Below are 15,874 nucleotides of genomic sequence, written 5' to 3'. Positions count from 1 at the left end.
TTTTGGCGATAACCCTTGAGCGACGTGCTTCCCGTGCCTGGATCGCGCTGTATCGGCGGCGATCGTTGTTGGCGTTGGCCATCTGTGCTTGCGCGGCTTTGTTCGCTTTTGGCTTTTCGCTTTGGTCTTTCGCGGGAACCCGTGTTCGCTTCGGTTAATTCGCGTTGCCTCTGTACGGGGCAGTTTGCAAGTGCGCTCCGAAGACCATGTAAAGCCTTGCCTGATAAGCGAGAGCGCCAATTCTAGCACCCATTTCGGAGGCCTATTTGCCAGGTTTTGATCATCGTTTGACGATAGCCGTGACTTCCCGCGAAGGCAGCCGCCGCGGAATCAATTGTTTTGTACCACTTAGCGGGTGTTGGCGGCTTAAACACTGCCACGGAAGCAGGCGAAAAATGAGCGGCCGGGAACGCGAATCCCGGCCGCGCCAGTCTTCGCGTTTAACAGAGGGATTGAATCAGGATCATTGAGGGGCGCTGAATCGCCATGCTGGCTACGTTGCTGGCAAGAGCAAGCGGCCTGATGGCGTCAGCTATGCGATTCGTGAAACCGGGGCAACGTCGAAAGTGCGATCCAGCGAAAACAAGAACGAAACAACCAACCCCTCACCCAACAAACAAAGTCACCGCATGAATCAAAATGCCGACCGCCCCGCCGACCAGCGTCCCGTTCACGCGAATAAACTGCAGATCCCGCCCGATATTCAACTCGACGTCCCTCACGAGCGTGGCATCGTCCCACTGCTTGACCGTCGCGGCAATATGCTTCGCGATACCATCGCGCAACTCCGGCGCGAGTGCCTTCAACGCATCGCGCATATGCTCGTTGATCGAATCGCGTAGCGCCGGATCGCTGCCGAGCGCTTCGGCGAAACCGCCCGCCATCGCCACGACCTTCGCATGCAGCGCCGAATCGGGCCGCCGGATGTCCGCGTCGAGCCACGCGATGAACTCGTCCCACAGCCCGTTCACATAATCCCGCAACTCGGGCCGTTCGAGCCATTCGCGCTTGTGCTCGTCGATGCGCGCCTTGAACGTCGAGTCCGTCTTCAGACGTTCGACGAAGCGCTCCACGGCCGCATCGAACGCTTGGCGACGCTCGTGCTCCGGATCGCTGCTCACATCGTGCAGCCATTGATTCGCGCCGCGCACGAGTCCGGCCGCGAACTTGTTGCCGAGGTCCTCGGCGTTCAGTCCGACGAAACCCAGCATGCCGATGAGCTTCGGATACTCCTCGCCCGCCACCGCGACGATGCGCGTCGCGAGCATCTCCTGCACTTCCGGCTTGTCGAGCCACCCGGCCAACTGCTTAAGGCCCTCGTCGAGCAGCAACTGATGACGCCGGTCCGATGTCAGCGTCGACAGCACGCTCCCGGCCGCGCTCGCGAGATCGAACGTATCCGCGCGGCGGCGCAGCGTGTCGTACAACATGGACTTGACGCGCTCGTCGTCGACGAAAGACAGCAACTGGCCGACCGCCGTCACCGCCTTCTTGCCCAGCAGTTCCGAGTTCTTCGGCTCCGCGAGCCACATCGACAGACGGCTCGCCGGATCGAACGCGTTCACGCGCGCGACGAGCGCGTCCGTGCCGAGAAAACGGTCGCGCACGAATACGGCGAGGTTGTCCGCGACGCGCGCCTTGTTCGCCGGCAGAATCGCGGTGTGCGGAATCGGCACGCCGAGCGGATGGCGAAACAGCGCGACGACCGCGAACCAGTCGGCGAGCGCGCCGACCATCGCGGCTTCCGCGAAAGACGAGACCCACGCCCACGCGCCCGCGTCGTGCTGGCTCTTGGCGAGGGCGAACAGGCCGCCCGCCGCGACGAGCAGCGCGGCGGCGAACCATTTCATTCTTTTTAGCGCGACGGCTTTGTCCTGCGTTTCCATCTATGTCGGTTTCATGGTTTTGGTGAGGCCGAAAGCTTACCAGCAGTGCGTTGCAATTCTCGAAGGACATTCACGGCGCGCTCGCCTTCTTCGACGGGAACGAAGATGTGATCGTGATACGCCGCCGCGATCACATTGCAGCTGATGTTCGCCTCGCCGAGCGCACGCGCGAACGCCGCCGTCAAACCGACCGCGTTGAGGTCGGAATGCACCGTCAACGTGATCCACGCCGCGCGAAACAGCGGCGCGACGCCAGCCGCCCGCGCCGCGCCTTCTTCCATCACGACCGTCAGTCCCTCGCGCTCCCGAAACGTCGCGACGATGCCCGCGCCGCTCGCCACCGCATCGTGCGGCAGCGACGCGAACACGTAGACGCCCGGCTGCAGCTCGGGCTGCATCGACGCGATCAGCGCTTCGAGATCACGCAGCATTTTCGGCCTCCCGCGAGCGCCCCAAAACCGGCCGCAGCGCCGCGCCCGTATGACTGCGCGGATGCGTCGCGAGCGTGTCCGGGTCCGCCGCCGCCACGATCATGCCGCCGTTCACGCCGCCTTCCGGCCCGAGATCGAGCACCCAGTCGGCCTCGGCGATCACATCGAGATCGTGCTCGATGACGATCACGCTATGCCCGCCATCCACCAGCCGATGCAGCACGCGAATCAGCTTCGCGACGTCGGCCATGTGCAGGCCGACGGTCGGTTCGTCGAGCACGTAAAGCGTGTGCGGCGGCTTCTGGCCGCGTCGCGTGATGTCGTCGCGCACCTTCGACAACTCGGTGACGAGCTTGATGCGCTGCGCCTCGCCGCCCGAGAGCGTCGGCGACGGCTGGCCGAGCGTCAGATAGCCCAGGCCGACGTCGCACAGCAACTGCAACGGATGCGCGATGCTTTGCATCGACGAGAAGAACTCGACGGCTTCGTCGATCTCCATGGTCAGCACTTCGCCGATGTTCTTGCCGCGCCACGTCACCGCGAGCGTTTCCGGATTGAAGCGCTGGCCGTGACACACGTCGCACGGCACCTTCACGTCCGGCAGGAAGCTCATCGCGATGGTGCGCACGCCCTGGCCTTCGCACGCCGGACAGCGCCCGTCGCCCGTGTTGAACGAGAAGCGCGACGGCGTGTAGCCGCGCGCGCGGGCTTCGAGCGTATCGGCGAAGAGCTTGCGGATGGTGTCCCACATGCCGATGTACGTCGCCGGGCACGAACGCGGCGTCTTGCCGATCGGCGTCTGATCGACTTCGAGCACGCGGTCGATCGCCTCGAAACCGGTGACGCCCGCGCAACCCTGCCACGCGTGGGCGACATCGAACTTCGGACGCGGCGCTTCGCGCGCAAGCACGCTGGCGCGGGACTCCGCTGCCGGAGCGCCGGCAAGCGCCGTCTTGCGCGCGCGTCGCACCGCCGGCGACGACAACACCGAGCGGCCGACGGCATCTAGCAGGTTGGTCATCAGCACGTCGCGCGCGAGCGTCGATTTGCCCGAGCCCGACACGCCAGTGATCGCGACGAGACGATTCAACGGCATGCTCGCCGTCACGTTGCGCAGGTTGTGCAGCGTCGCGCCTTCGACGGTCAGCCAACGCTCGGGCACGGCGGGCCGTTTCGCGGTGCCCGCGCGCACTTCGCGGCGCGGCTGCAGCGGATGCACGATCGGATTGGCGAGGTACTGGCCTGTGAGCGACGCCTTGTGCGCCGCGAGGTCCCTCACGGTGCCCTGCGCGACCACCGTGCCGCCGCGCTTGCCCGCGCCCGGCCCGATATCGATGATGTGGTCCGCGCTGCGAATCGTGTCTTCATCGTGCTCGACGACGACGAGCGTATTGCCCTTGTCGTTCAGCTTCCTGAGCGCCGACAGCAGGATGAGGTTATCGCGCGGATGCAGTCCGATGGTCGGCTCGTCGAGCACATAACACACGCCCTGCAGGTTGCTGCCGAGTTGCGCCGCGAGCCGGATGCGTTGCGCTTCGCCGCCGGAAAGCGTCGGCGCGGCGCGATCGAGGCTCAGATAGCCGAGCCCGACTTCTTCGAGAAACTGCAAGCGGCCTTCGATTTCGCTCACCACGTCACGCGCGATATCCGCATCGCGGCCTTTGAGCTTCAACGATGCAATCCACTCGCGCGTGTCGCTGACCGTCCAGCGCCCGACTTCCGTGATCGGATAGTTACCGAACGTGACGGCGCGCGCGACCTCGTTCAGACGCGTGCCTTCGCAATCCGGGCACGGCTGATCGACGATATCGTCCGGCTCCTGATCCACCGAACCGATGCTCTGCTCGCGGCCGCGATCGTCCTGTGCGAACAAGGTGTCGTCGAACGCGGCGCGCTGTTCGCGTGTGAGCTTCACGCCGGTCCCGACGCATGTGTTGCACCAGCCATGCTTGCTGTTGTACGAGAACATGCGCGGATCGAGCTCGGGATAACTCGTGCCGCAAACCGGGCACGCGCGCTTGGTCGAGAACACGCGCGTTGCTTCCTTGCCGCGGCGCGCGCCGTCTTGCCATGAACCGTGCAGTTCATCGAGCGGTGCGCAAAGATGCATGACGCCCTTGCCGATTTCGAGCGTGTCGTCGAGCCGACGCCGCAATTCGGCTTCGTTGTCCGCCGACACGACGAGATCCGCGACGGGCAATTCGATCGTGTGTTCGCGGAAGCGATCGAGCTTCGGCCACGGGCTCACCGGCAGGAACTCGCCATCCACGCGAAGATGCGTGTTGCCGCGCGCCTTCGCCCATTTCGCGAGATCGGTGTACACGCCCTTGCGATTGACGACGAGCGGCGCGAGCAGTCCGACATGCTGTCCCTTGAAGTCGCGCAAGATCTGCGCGGCGATCGATTCCGAGCTTTGCGCCTGCACCGGCGTGCCGTCATGGATGCAATGCTGGATGCCGAGCTTCACGTACAGCAAACGCAGGAAGTGCCAGACTTCCGATGTCGTCGCGACCGTCGACTTGCGTCCGCCGCGCGACAGACGCTGCTCGATCGCGACCGTCGGCGGAATGCCATACACGGCATCGACTTCGGGGCGGCCGGCGGGCTGCACGATGGAGCGCGCGTAAGCGTTCAGCGATTCGAGATAACGACGCTGGCCTTCGTGGAAAAGAATATCGAACGCGAGCGTCGATTTGCCCGAGCCGGACACGCCCGTCACGACGTTGAACTTGTTGTGCGGAATATCGACATCGAGCGATTTCAGGTTGTGCTCGCGCGCATTGACGATACGCACGACGTCCTCGCCTTGCAGCGCACGGCGCGCGCTCGCGACTTCCGCCGCCAGTTGCAACGGCACGCCCGCGCGCTTCTCCGCCGCGCCCGGCGCCATCGCTTCTTCGTAGTCGATCAGCGCGCGGCCCGTGTGCGATTGCTCGCATGCGGCCACGTCGTCCGGCGTGCCGACGCATACCACTTGCCCGCCGCCATCGCCGCCTTCGGGACCGAGATCGACGATCCAGTCGGCCGCGCGAATCACATCGAGATTGTGCTCGATGACGATCAGCGAATGACCGCGTTCGAGCAGACGCCGCAGCGCCTGCATCAGCTTGGCGATGTCGTCGAAATGCAGGCCGGTGGTCGGCTCGTCGAACATGAAAAGGCGGCTTTCGCTCTTGCTCGTTTGCGACGTTTCCGCCAGAAAACCCGCGAGCTTGAGACGCTGCGCCTCGCCGCCCGACAGCGTCGGCACGGGCTGGCCGAGCTTCACGTATTCGAGACCGACATCGACGATCGGCTGCAGCACGCGCAGCACTTCCTTGTCTTCGGCAAACAGCGCGACCGCTTCGCTGACGGTAAGTTCGAGCACATCGGCGACGCTCAACTGACGCTCGCCGCGCTCGATCTTCACTTCGAGAACTTCCGCGCGATAACGGCGTCCGTCGCAATCGGGGCAACGCAGATAGACATCGCTCAGGAATTGCATCTCGACGTGCTCGAAGCCCGATCCGCCGCAAGTCGGGCAGCGGCCATCGCCCGAGTTGAAGCTGAACATGCTCGCGCTATAGCCGCGCTGCGATGCGAGCGGCGCCTTCGCGAAGAGCTTGCGGATTTCATCGAACGCGCCGACATAGCTCGCCGGGTTCGAGCGCGCCGTGCGGCCGATCGGCGACTGATCGACGAACACGACGTCGCTCAGATGCTCCACGCCCTTCAGATCGCGATACGCGCCGGGCGCTTCCGTCGCCTTACCGAAATGACGCATCAGCGCGGGCGCGAGCACGTCCTGAATCAGCGTCGATTTGCCCGAGCCGGACACACCGGTCACGCACACGAGACATTGCAGCGGGATATCGACCGTGACATCGCGCAGGTTGTGATCGCTCGCGCCTTCGAGCGTGAGGCGCGGCGTGTTCGCATCGACGATACGGCGATTCCAGTTCGACGCGTGCGCCACGTGCTTGCGCCCGCCGAGATACGCGCCGGTCAGCGTGTCGGTGGCTTGAATGTCGCCGGGCGCGCCGTCGTAGACGATCTGCCCGCCGCGCTCGCCCGGTCCCGGTCCCATGTCGATGAGACGGTCGGCCGCGAGCATCACCGAAGGATCGTGCTCGACGACGACGAGCGTGTTGCCCGCATCGCGCAGACGATGCATCGCCTCGACGATGCGGTTCAGATCGCGCGGATGCAGGCCGATGCTCGGCTCATCGAGCACGAAGAGCGTGTTCACGAGCGACGTGCCGAGCGCGGTCGTCAGGTTGATGCGCTGCACTTCGCCGCCGGACAGCGTGCGTGACTGACGATCCAGCGTCAGATAACCGATGCCGACATCGCAGAGATATTTCAGACGCGTGCGCACTTCCGCGTGCAGCAGCTTGAGCGCCTCGTCGAGCAAGGTCGATGGCAGCGTCAGCGAATCGAAGAAGCGGCGGATGCGCTCGATCGGCATCAGCATCAGATCGTGTACCGTGAGGCCCGGCAGCGCTTCGAGTTGCGCGCGCGTCCAGTCGACGCCTTCCGGCATGAAGCGATCTTGCGGCGAGAGCACGGCGTCGGCCTGTTCCTTCGTGCCGAGACGCCACAGCAGCGATTCCGTTTTCAGGCGCGCGCCGGCGCACACGGGACACGTCGTATAGCTGCGATATTTCGACAGCAGTACGCGGATGTGCATCTTGTACGCCTTCGACTCCAGATAATCGAAGAAGCGCTGCACGCCGTACCACTGGTTTTGCCACTTGCCGGTCCAGTCCGGCGAGCCTTTGATGACCCAGTCGCGTTCCTTCTGCGTGAGATCCTTCCAGGGCACGCCGAGACGAATGCCCGCCTTCGCGCCGTAGCGCACGAGATCGTCCTGATTTTCTTTCCACGCGGGCGTCTGCAGCGTTTTGACCGCGCCGTCGCGCAGCGTCTTCTTCTCGTCGGGAATGACGAGGCCGTAATCGACGCCGATCACGCGTCCGAAGCCGCGGCAGGTTTCACACGCGCCATACGCGGAGTTGAAGGAGAACAGCGCGGGCTGCGGGTCCGCGTAGCGCAGATCGCTTTCAGGGCTATGCAGACCGGTGGAAAAGCGCCAGATTTCCGGCTCGGCCTCGTCCTTCAGCACATAGACATCGACGCGACCGGTGCCGCGCAGCAAAGCGCTTTCGATCGCCTCCAGCGCGCGCGAGCGCTCGATATTCTGCAAGCGGAAACGATCCGCGACGACATCGAGCATCTGCCGCGCGCCGGACGCCGTCTGCACGTGGCGCTTCGCCTGCACGCGCGTATAGCCGCTCGCGGAGAGCCATTGCGCGACTTCCTCGTCGCTCGCGGTGTCGGGCAATTCGACGGGGAACGTGATCGCGAGGCGCGGATCGTCGGCGCGCGTGCGTTCGAGCAGTTCGGCGTAGATCGTTTCGGGCGTGTCGTGACGCACGCGGTGCGACGTCTTTTTGTCGAAAAGCTCGGCCGCGCGCGCGTAGAAGAGCTTCAGATGATCGTTCAGCTCGGTCATCGTGCCGACGGTCGAGCGCGAGCTGCGCACCGGATTCGTCTGGTCGATGGCGATGGCGGGCGGCACGCCGTCCACGCGATCGACCTGCGGACGGTCCATCCGGTCGAGAAACTGACGCGCATACGCGCTGAAGGTCTCGACGTAGCGCCGCTGGCCTTCCGCGTAGAGCGTGTCGAACACGAGGCTCGACTTGCCGGACCCGGACGGGCCGGTCACGACCGTCATCTGGCCCGTGTGCAGGTCGAGATCGAGATTCTTGAGGTTATGCTGACGTGCGCCGCGAATTCGGATTGCGTTGTTCGATGCCAATTTTTCAACCGGTTCAATAAGTTAGGCGGCTTTCTCGAAGCCGTGGGCGAGCTCGCGCGAGTGTTCGGAAGCGTGCGTCCGCCCCTGCGAACAGTACTGTACACGCATACAGTATCTGTCGCCAAACGTGTCAGGACTGTCCGTGGTGCTTCGCAAGACGCTCGCCTGCCCGCCCGCTATGCAAGATGTGCGATCACTGCTTGCGCGACCGCGTCCGGCGCCTCGCGCAGCGGAAAATGCCCCGCGCCATCGATGACAACGCGCCGGTATCCGGCCGTGAAATAGTGCGCCTGTCCTTCCGAAATCGCCGGTTCGTCGCAGGCATCCGCGCCGCCTTGAACCATCAGCGCCGGCACGCCGATGCGTTCGATCGTAGGAAGCCGCGCATACAGTTGGGCGAGCGCCGGGTCGGACGGCTGATCACCGCGCCAGCGCCGGCGATACGCATTCAGCGTGATCGGCACCCAGTCGGGATTCTCGAATGCGCGCGCCGTCGTCGTGAATTCGGCTTCGTCGAACCAGCCGGGCGGCGACCATGTGTCCCACTGAATGCGCGCGAAGCCTTTGGGATCGGCGGCGAGCGCGTCCGGGCCGCCGTCGAGGGACATGAACCATTGGTACCAGAAACGCCGCGCCTGCGGAAAATCCGGCAATTCGAAAACGCCGCGCGGCTGATAAGCAAGCGCGAGCGCCGCCATGCGACGCACGCGTTCGGGGAACAACGCGGACATCGTGTACGCGGCGCGCGCGCCCCAATCGTGGCCGACGACATCGAATTTCGCGATGCCGAGCGCATCGGCGAGATCGACAGCGTCTTGCGCGAGCGCGACGCCCGAGCCGTCGCGCACGGTGTCGTCGCGCAAAAAACGCGTGCCGCCCGCGCCGCGCAACTCCGGGACGATGGTGCGATAGCCCGCGTCGTTGAGCCGCGCGGACACGGCGTTCCACGCGCGCGCCGCGTCCGGCCAGCCGTGAATCAGCAGCAAGACGGGACCGTCGGCGGGACCGGAATCGGCGTAGGAAATTTCGAGCGTGGGCGTGCGCGCGTGGCGTCCGAAGTCCAGCATGGCGAGACTCCTCGAAAGGGAAGAGTCATTCTAGCCAGCAAGGGAAATGCGCGCTCGGCGTGGTGAGCGGCGCATGTCGTGCGGCTCGTGCGGCTCGTGCGGCTCGTGCGTCTCGTGCGTCTCGTGCGTCTCGTGCGTCTTCACGCGCCGATCAGCACCCCGCTGCGGATCGCCTTTTCACCCGTGACCCTGCCCATCGGCGCACCCGCGTACACGAAGCGGATCGCGCGGCGCATGTAGAACACGCCGTCGTTGGTCGTCTTGACGGTCGTGACCGCGTCGCTGATCGGATCGACGATATCGAACACCGGCTCGCCCGCTTTCAGCCGCGCGCCCACTTTCGCGCGGTACACGACGATCCCGCTCACCGGCGCCGTCAGTTGCTGGCTGCCCGCGAGCGGCGTGGCGGGTTGCGCGAGCGGGGGCGCGTCCTTCGCCTGGCCTTCGATCACGCCGCGCGCGATCAGATAATCGACGATGGCGTCGGCATCGTGCGACGCGGTGTCGTAATCGACGTCGCGCTGCCCGCGATGCTCGATCGTCGCCGCGACGTTCGGCGCGCCGAGCGGCGTCTTTTCGCCCAGACGCTCGCGGACCTCGTTCCACAGCAGCGTATGAACCTCATCGAACGACTGACCGCCGGAATCCGTCGCCAGCAGCACGCCGTTCGCGCCGAGATAGCGCGCAAGCGGCTCGATCGCGGGCCAGCTCGCGGGGCTCGTGTAAATGTGCATGGTCGCTTCGAGCGAGCAATGCAGATCGAGCACCACATCGGCTCCCGACGCCAGCGTGAGCAGCGCGAGCCGCAGCGATTCGAACTCGTTTTTCGCGCGCGTTTCGCCGAGCAGGTCGACGAGCGCGCCGCGTAGAAGACGCGCGTTGTGCGCGGCGTCGTCGGACGAGAAGCGCGCGCTCACGCGTTCGATCAGCGCGGCGGCGGACGGCATCGGGAAATTGCGGTTGAAGTTGTGGCCGCTGTTCGCCTCGAAGCGCCCGAGGAATTGCCCGAGCACGTGCTGCGACAGGCCGATGGGATTCGCCACCGGCACCAGCACGACCTCGCCTCGCACGCGGCCTTCGGCTTCGAGGGCGGCGAGACGTTGCTTCAAACTCCAGGCGGTGAGCATCGCGGGCGTTTCATCGGCATGCAGCGAAGCCTGCAGATAAATCGTTTCGCCCTTTCGGGCATCGCCGAAATGAAAGCTGACGAGTTCGCGCGACGTGCCGAGCGTAGTCGACACGAGCGGATGACATTTCGTTTGCATCGATAAATCCTTAGTCTCCGTAGACGTCGAAATCGAGATACTTGCGCGCGATCTTCTGATACGTGCCGTCGGCGCGCATGTCGCCCACGGCCTTGTCGACCTTCGCCTTCAGCGCTGCGTCGTCCTGGCGCAAGCCCATGCCGACGCCGTGATCGCCCATCGACAACGGCTCGCCGACGAACGCGAAGCCCACGCCGCGCGGCGTCTTCAGAAAGCCGTGCTCCGCTTCGACCGAGCCGAGCAGCGCGGCGTCGATACGTCCCGCGCTCAGGTCGTTCAGCACGCCGTCCACGCTCTGATACGCCACGACTTCGACGCCGCCCGGCTGCCAGTTCTTCATCGCATAAGTTTCGAACTGGCTGCCGCTCTGCACGCCGATGCGCTTGCCGCGCAAGCCCTGCGCGCTCGCGTTGAGCGGCACGCCCTGCTTCGCGATCAGCCGCGAGCGGAACTGGAACAGCTTGGTGGAGAAGGCGATCTGCTTCATGCGCTTGTCGGTGATCGCCATCGACGACATGATTCCGTCGATCTTGCGCGCCTGCAGCGCCGGAATCATCCCCGAGAACTCAAGCTCGACCCACTGGCAGCGCATCGCGATACGGCGACAGATTTCATCGCCGAGATCGACGTCGAAGCCCGCGACGTGGCCGTCGGGCGTCTTCACGTCCATCGGCGGATAGCCGGGGTCGATGCCGAGGCGCAAGGTGTCGGCGTCTTTCGCGTGAACCGGCGCGGCGGCGGCGAGCGCGGCGGCCAGCAAGAGTGAGCTGAGTCTGAGCATGAAAGCGGTGTCTCCTGAATATGGCCACCGATAGTACGGGCGCAAAATGCTCGCAAAAAGAGGCGTTTTGCTTATCATGATCACTTTTCGAGATCATCCGACGGAGACGCCGAGCGTGGATCTGACTCTGACGCAGTTGCGCATGTTCGTCGCCGTTGCCGATGCGGGCAGCGTGCGCGCCGCCGCGCGACAACTCGACATCGCCCAAAGCGGCATCACGCAGCAGTTGCAGAAGCTCGAAGCGCTGGCGGGCGGACCGCTTTTCGAACGCGACGTGCGCGGCGCGCGGCTCACGCCGATCGGCGAAAGATTGCGCGTGCGCGCCGAACTGATCGTCGGGGAATGCCGCAAGACGGAGGACGAGATGCGCCAGTTGCGCGGCGACCTGACGGGCCGCGTCGCGCTGGGACTCGCAGCCGAAGCGACGATGCGGCTCTTTCCCGCGTTGCTCGCGAGCTATCGGGAGCGCTGTCCGCGCATCAATGTGCATCTGACGAGCGCGACGTCGCGCATGCTGACATCGTGGGTGCGCGACGGCAGTCTCGATTTCGCGCTCGCGCTCATTGCGCGCGACGCGGACATCCACGACATGGAGACGACGCCGCTTTTCGATTCCGAGGTCGCGGTGATCGCGCGGCGTGGTCATCCGCTCGCACGTTCGCGCACGCTGGCCGGCTTGCAAGACGCCGAGTGGGTCAGCACGCGGCAACGCGGCGGCAGCACGCCCGGCAACAAGCTATCGGCGCTTTTCGAGCACGCGAAGCTCGCGCCGCCGCGCGTCGCCGCGACGACCGAAGCGGTCTTCGACACGCTGCATTGCATTGCGTCGAGCGATTATCTCGGGCTCGAACCCGCGAGCCTTGCCGGGCATCCGTTCTTCCGCGAGCATGTCGAGATCGTGCCGATCGTCGAACGCGCCGCGAAAACGCCCGTCTGCCTGCTACGACGCGCGGGCGTGCCGCTCACGCCCTCGCGACGATGGCGGTGTCCTACGCCCGGATGCTGCCCTCTCAACGCGACGCGTGACGCGTATGCGCGCCCTTCGGTTTGGCGGCCGCGTTCTTGCGCCGCGTCGCCCAGCCCTTCTTCGCGGCGGCCGACCGATCCGCCGCCGAGCGACGGCTTGCGGCGGCATGCGTCTGCCGCGACAGCGACTTGTGCGAAGCGGCCTTGGTGCCTTCGCGCTTGAGCACGCGCGTGGAAGTGGCCGAACGCTTGGCTTTCGACTCGGTGCTCGGGCTCTTCTTCGTGCGATGCGCGGCCTTGGTGTCCTGCGCGGCCTTCTTGCGCGTCGCCTCGGACGCCGTGCCCTTCCTGGGCGCCTTCGTCTTCACGCCTGAGCGCCGCGCCTCGGACAAACCGATCGCGATAGCCTGCTTCGCCGATTTCGCGCCGTGCTTGCCCTCGCGCACGTGATCGATCTGCTCCTTCACGAATGCGCCGGCTTGCGTGCTCGGGGACTTGCCTTCGCGCTTGGCCTTCGCCGCGCGTTCGAGGGTTTTCTTTTCGGGCATGTCGGTACTCCTTGTGAAGTGGACTTGCCCCGACAAGGCGAGCAACGTGCGTGCCCGCCTCGCCCGAAACCCTTACTGCGTAAGACGCAGCACGCCCAAATTACCCGCAATCTGCTGGAAGATCTGGTTGAGCGTCGCGTTGCTCGGCGCGTGATAGTAGTTGCCGGGGCTCGCGCAGTTCTGCATCGTCGTCTGCGCGCTCACGCTGGCCGTATCCGTGCCGTAGGTGCCGAAGGTGATCGAATAAATGATGATGCCCTCCTGCTTCATCGCGGAGCACACGGCGAGCTGGAACGTGTTGATGTCGTCGACGGAACCCATCGAGCCGGGTCTCTTCGTGGAGGCGAGCGACGAACCGTCGTCCGCGCGGAACACCGTATTCGCCTTCAGATCCGAGCGGCCCACGCCGGACAGCCCGTTGAAAGCCTGCGGCGGCATGATGCCCGTCGATCCGCCCGGATCGTTCTCGCCGTCCGTCAGCACGATGAGGACGCGCTGCAGGCCCTGCGTCGTCTCCAGGCGCGGCAGGGTCGTATCGGTCGAGATCCAGCCGTTGCCCGTGCCCGCCACATTGTCCGACCACGACGACTTGAGCATGCGCCAGCCCCACAGCAGACCGGTCGGGATCAACGTCGAACCGGCCGCGTTCATGTTCGCGATGCCCGTCGTCAGGTCGCTCTGGCTCTTCGTGAGGAAGAGCGCCGGCGCGATGCTGCACGGGCCGTTGGCGCCGTAGTTGGTGTTGCCGTTCTGGTCGTAGGTGATGGTCGAGGTCGAACTGCTGCTCTTGTTGACGTACCACTGGTCGTAAATCGCCGGCGGCGTCGCGCCCGAGTACGTCGTGCCGCACGAGGTCGTCACGCCGCCGCTCGTGAGATACGTGAGCGGCGCGCCCACCGTGGCGGTCGGCGTGTTGTTGATCGTGCAAGTGGTGACGCCCTTCCTGCTCGTCGCCGTGGTGTAGGTATAGACCGAGAAGTTGTTCTTCGGCACGTTCCAGAAGAACGGCCTGAAGTTCGGCGACGACGCCGGGTTGTATGCCTGCGGGCTCAGGTTGTCGCCCGCGTCGCGCGGCTCGACTGCGCAACCGCCCCAGCCCGAGCCTTTCCAGCTGCTGCTGGTGGTCATGGACATATGCTGGGAGTTGTAGTTATCGAACAGCGGCGTGAGCCACTTGCCGGTGGGCTGCAAGGCCTTTTTCACGTTGACCATCGTCGTGAACGGCACGAGGCCGACGTACGAATCCGTCGTCGACGACTGGAAGATGCTCGTGACGAGATTCTGCGCGGCCGCCCGCAGACCCGTGATCTTCGTGCCCGCCGAATGGTCCTTGGAGTTGGCGTAGTCGGTCATCGAACCGGTGTTGTCGAGCACCATCACGAGTTCGAGCGTGCTCTTCGGCAGGCGCAACGCCGCGTTGCTCGCGCTGACGTTCGCCGCGTCGGGATTGGTCTGGTTGCCGCCGTTGCTGCCCGAGCCCGTGTCGGTTGCCGTCTTGCCGAAGATGACCGGCGCGAGCAGCGGCATTGAGCCCGCGGCCGAGAGCCGGATAGTCTGGCCCGTCGCGGGCGCGCCCGTCACCGTCGCCGAGAAGTTCGCGTTGGGCAGGTTCAGCGCCATGTAGCCCGAAGGCATGTTGACGTCGTAATACGCGCGCGCGTCGGTCTTCCAGTTGGAGAGATCCGCGGGCTTGGTCGTGTCGTAGTGAGCGAGATCCGCGCCCGCCGAAAGCGTCGCGACGTCGAGCGCCATCTGCATGCGCGCCTGCGTCATTTCGTAGTGGATCGAGTCGATGGCCATGCACATCGAGCCGATCATCATGCTCGCGCACACCGCGAACATCATCGTGACGGCGCCCTCGTCGCCGCACATGAGATTGCGCGCGCTACGCGCGCTCAAAGGGCCGTGGCGCTTTCGCATTGCGATGTCGATGCCGTCAAGGATGGGTTCGTGAGCGCCAGCACCTGCCCGTTGCGCGGACGCACGAAGACGCGCTCATAGATGGTCGTCTCGCCCGGGGCGCTGCGCCAGAACGGCGCGGTCATCGAGAACGGCGTGTAGCGGTAGAAGACTTCGATCGCTACGGCGGAATCGCCATAACGGAACGGCCAGTTCGTCGGCAGCACTTTCGTCTTCGTGACGCTCGACGCCATGCCCGACGGTTGCCATTTCGGCTTCGCGCTCCACATGATCGACGGCGTGCCCTTGTTCTGCGACAGCGCTCCGCCCATCTGCGTGCAATTGCAGTTCACGTTCTGGTCGCAGATCGCCGTGACGATCACGCCGCCCTTGCTCGCGAGCGCGTTCGGCTGCGCGAGCGTGACCGCCGCCGCCCAGATCGACGTAAGGCTGTTCGCGTTGGTCGCGTTGTTCTTGTCCGACGTATCGTCGATGACGTTGCTCATCTGGCCGATCGAATCCGCGAGCGTGAACGCCGTGTGTTCGACGAGACTCACGGCGCGCATGTAGAGATACAGCTCGGTGAAGCCGAGCAGGATCAGCAGCATGATCGGCACGACGATCACGAACTCGATCGTTACGCTGCCGCGCTCCGAGCGCATGAACCGTCTCGACACGTAGCGCGCGCGTCGCGCGACGGCCGCCACGAACAGGGATCGCATCGTTGCGCTGACGGGCTTCATTTTTCGTTCTGCACGAGGTAGTTGCGTTGAAAGGTCATCGTCTCGATGCCGAAGAGCTTCGGGATGCCCGAGAAGGTCGGCATTGTCAGCGTGATCTGATAGAGCACGACATCGCCGAAGTTGCCCATCGTGTTCTGATAGTTGCCGGCCGAAATATCGTTGTACGAACTATATGCGTAGGTCTTGATGTCGACCTTGCCGTTGATCTTCGTCCAGCCGCCGAGAATGTTATTGACGATGTTCGCCGCCTCCTGACTACGCGTGCCGCTCGACGGATTGGCCGTCGTGAGTCCCGCGCGCGAGGCTTGCTGCGCCGCGTACTGCACGGAGGCGTCGACGATCATGTCGAGCGCGACTTCCACCGTGCCGAGGATCAGGATGAACACCAGCGGCGCGACGATCGCGAACTCGATCGCCGACGCGCCGCGTTCGTCGCGCGTGAAGCGCGGCCAGAAGCGGCTGTTGCGCGGCGATGGCGCACGCAT

General features: G+C 64.9%; 10 protein-coding genes and 1 pseudogene. 1 reads left to right on the top strand and 10 read right to left on the bottom strand.

Going from position 1 to position 15,874, the window contains the following annotated elements; genetic code table 11:
• Window positions 1–605: 605 nt before the first annotated feature.
• The 6 genes from AWB82_RS04175 to AWB82_RS04150 form a co-directional block, all read right to left on the bottom strand.
• Window positions 606–1,850 (bottom strand): DUF445 domain-containing protein, encoded by a 1,245-nt coding sequence (locus AWB82_RS04175; RefSeq protein ID WP_235023171.1) that lies wholly within the window; start codon window positions 1,848–1,850, stop codon window positions 606–608.
• 47 nt (window positions 1,851–1,897) lie between these two features.
• Complete coding sequence (locus AWB82_RS04170; protein ID WP_086965888.1) at window positions 1,898–2,317, bottom strand: ACT domain-containing protein; 420 nt, start codon at window positions 2,315–2,317, stop codon at window positions 1,898–1,900.
• Entirely contained in the window at window positions 2,307–8,120 is a 5,814-nt protein-coding gene (gene uvrA, locus AWB82_RS04165; RefSeq protein WP_096031414.1) for an excinuclease ABC subunit UvrA, read from the bottom strand. The genes AWB82_RS04170 and uvrA overlap by 11 nt, the downstream gene beginning before the upstream one ends.
• A gap of 176 nt (window positions 8,121–8,296) precedes the next feature.
• On the bottom strand, window positions 8,297–9,187 hold the full coding sequence (locus tag AWB82_RS04160) for an alpha/beta fold hydrolase (RefSeq protein ID WP_086965886.1): 891 nt from the start codon (window positions 9,185–9,187) through the stop codon (window positions 8,297–8,299).
• Between the two features lie 140 nt (window positions 9,188–9,327).
• Entirely contained in the window at window positions 9,328–10,452 is a 1,125-nt protein-coding gene (locus tag AWB82_RS04155) for a succinylglutamate desuccinylase/aspartoacylase family protein (RefSeq protein WP_086965885.1), read from the bottom strand.
• Window positions 10,453–10,462: 10 nt separating this feature from the next.
• A complete protein-coding gene (locus AWB82_RS04150) occupies window positions 10,463–11,233 on the bottom strand; it encodes a transporter substrate-binding domain-containing protein (RefSeq protein ID WP_086965884.1) in 771 nt (256 codons plus the stop codon).
• Window positions 11,234–11,279: 46 nt separating this feature from the next.
• Between AWB82_RS04150 and AWB82_RS04145 the strand changes: the two are divergent.
• A pseudogene (locus AWB82_RS04145) lies at window positions 11,280–12,149 on the top strand (LysR family transcriptional regulator); the annotation flags it as partial.
• Between the two features lie 94 nt (window positions 12,150–12,243).
• Here the strand turns inward: AWB82_RS04145 and AWB82_RS04140 are convergent.
• The 4 genes from AWB82_RS04140 to AWB82_RS04125 form a co-directional block, all read right to left on the bottom strand.
• Window positions 12,244–12,747: a DUF6496 domain-containing protein gene (locus AWB82_RS04140; RefSeq protein WP_086965883.1), complete on the bottom strand. Its 504-nt coding sequence runs from the start codon at window positions 12,745–12,747 to the stop codon at window positions 12,244–12,246.
• Between the two features lie 72 nt (window positions 12,748–12,819).
• Window positions 12,820–14,667 carry a TadE/TadG family type IV pilus assembly protein gene (locus AWB82_RS04135; protein WP_235023170.1) on the bottom strand — a complete coding sequence of 616 codons (1,848 nt, stop codon included), beginning with the start codon at window positions 14,665–14,667 and terminating at the stop codon, window positions 12,820–12,822.
• Complete coding sequence (locus AWB82_RS04130; RefSeq protein ID WP_235023169.1) at window positions 14,643–15,389, bottom strand: TadE/TadG family type IV pilus assembly protein; 747 nt, start codon at window positions 15,387–15,389, stop codon at window positions 14,643–14,645. The genes AWB82_RS04135 and AWB82_RS04130 overlap by 25 nt, the downstream gene beginning before the upstream one ends.
• A complete protein-coding gene (locus AWB82_RS04125) occupies window positions 15,386–15,874 on the bottom strand; it encodes a TadE/TadG family type IV pilus assembly protein (RefSeq protein ID WP_235023168.1) in 489 nt (162 codons plus the stop codon). The genes AWB82_RS04130 and AWB82_RS04125 overlap by 4 nt, the downstream gene beginning before the upstream one ends.

This window comes from Caballeronia glebae, from assembly GCF_001545035.1.
Classification (GTDB): Bacteria; Pseudomonadota; Gammaproteobacteria; order Burkholderiales; family Burkholderiaceae; genus Caballeronia; species Caballeronia glebae.
The sequence above is the reverse complement of the archived record's forward strand: the minus strand, read 5'-3'. Positions and strand labels throughout refer to the sequence as shown.

Excerpts from the sequence above, each read along its gene's own strand:
- AWB82_RS04125 (WP_235023168.1), bottom strand. The coding sequence starts at position 15,874 with ATGCGTGCGCCATCGCCGCGCAACAGCCGCTTCTGGCCGCGCTTCACG.
- AWB82_RS04155 (WP_086965885.1), bottom strand. The coding sequence starts at position 10,452 with ATGCAAACGAAATGTCATCCGCTCGTGTCGACTACGCTCGGCACGTCG.
- AWB82_RS04160 (WP_086965886.1), bottom strand. The coding sequence starts at position 9,187 with ATGCTGGACTTCGGACGCCACGCGCGCACGCCCACGCTCGAAATTTCC.
- AWB82_RS04135 (WP_235023170.1), bottom strand. The coding sequence starts at position 14,667 with ATGCGAAAGCGCCACGGCCCTTTGAGCGCGCGTAGCGCGCGCAATCTC.
- AWB82_RS04170 (WP_086965888.1), bottom strand. The coding sequence starts at position 2,317 with ATGCTGCGTGATCTCGAAGCGCTGATCGCGTCGATGCAGCCCGAGCTG.
- AWB82_RS04130 (WP_235023169.1), bottom strand. The coding sequence starts at position 15,389 with ATGAAGCCCGTCAGCGCAACGATGCGATCCCTGTTCGTGGCGGCCGTC.
- AWB82_RS04175 (WP_235023171.1), bottom strand. The coding sequence starts at position 1,850 with ATGAAATGGTTCGCCGCCGCGCTGCTCGTCGCGGCGGGCGGCCTGTTC.
- AWB82_RS04140 (WP_086965883.1), bottom strand. The coding sequence starts at position 12,747 with ATGCCCGAAAAGAAAACCCTCGAACGCGCGGCGAAGGCCAAGCGCGAA.
- AWB82_RS04150 (WP_086965884.1), bottom strand. The coding sequence starts at position 11,233 with ATGCTCAGACTCAGCTCACTCTTGCTGGCCGCCGCGCTCGCCGCCGCC.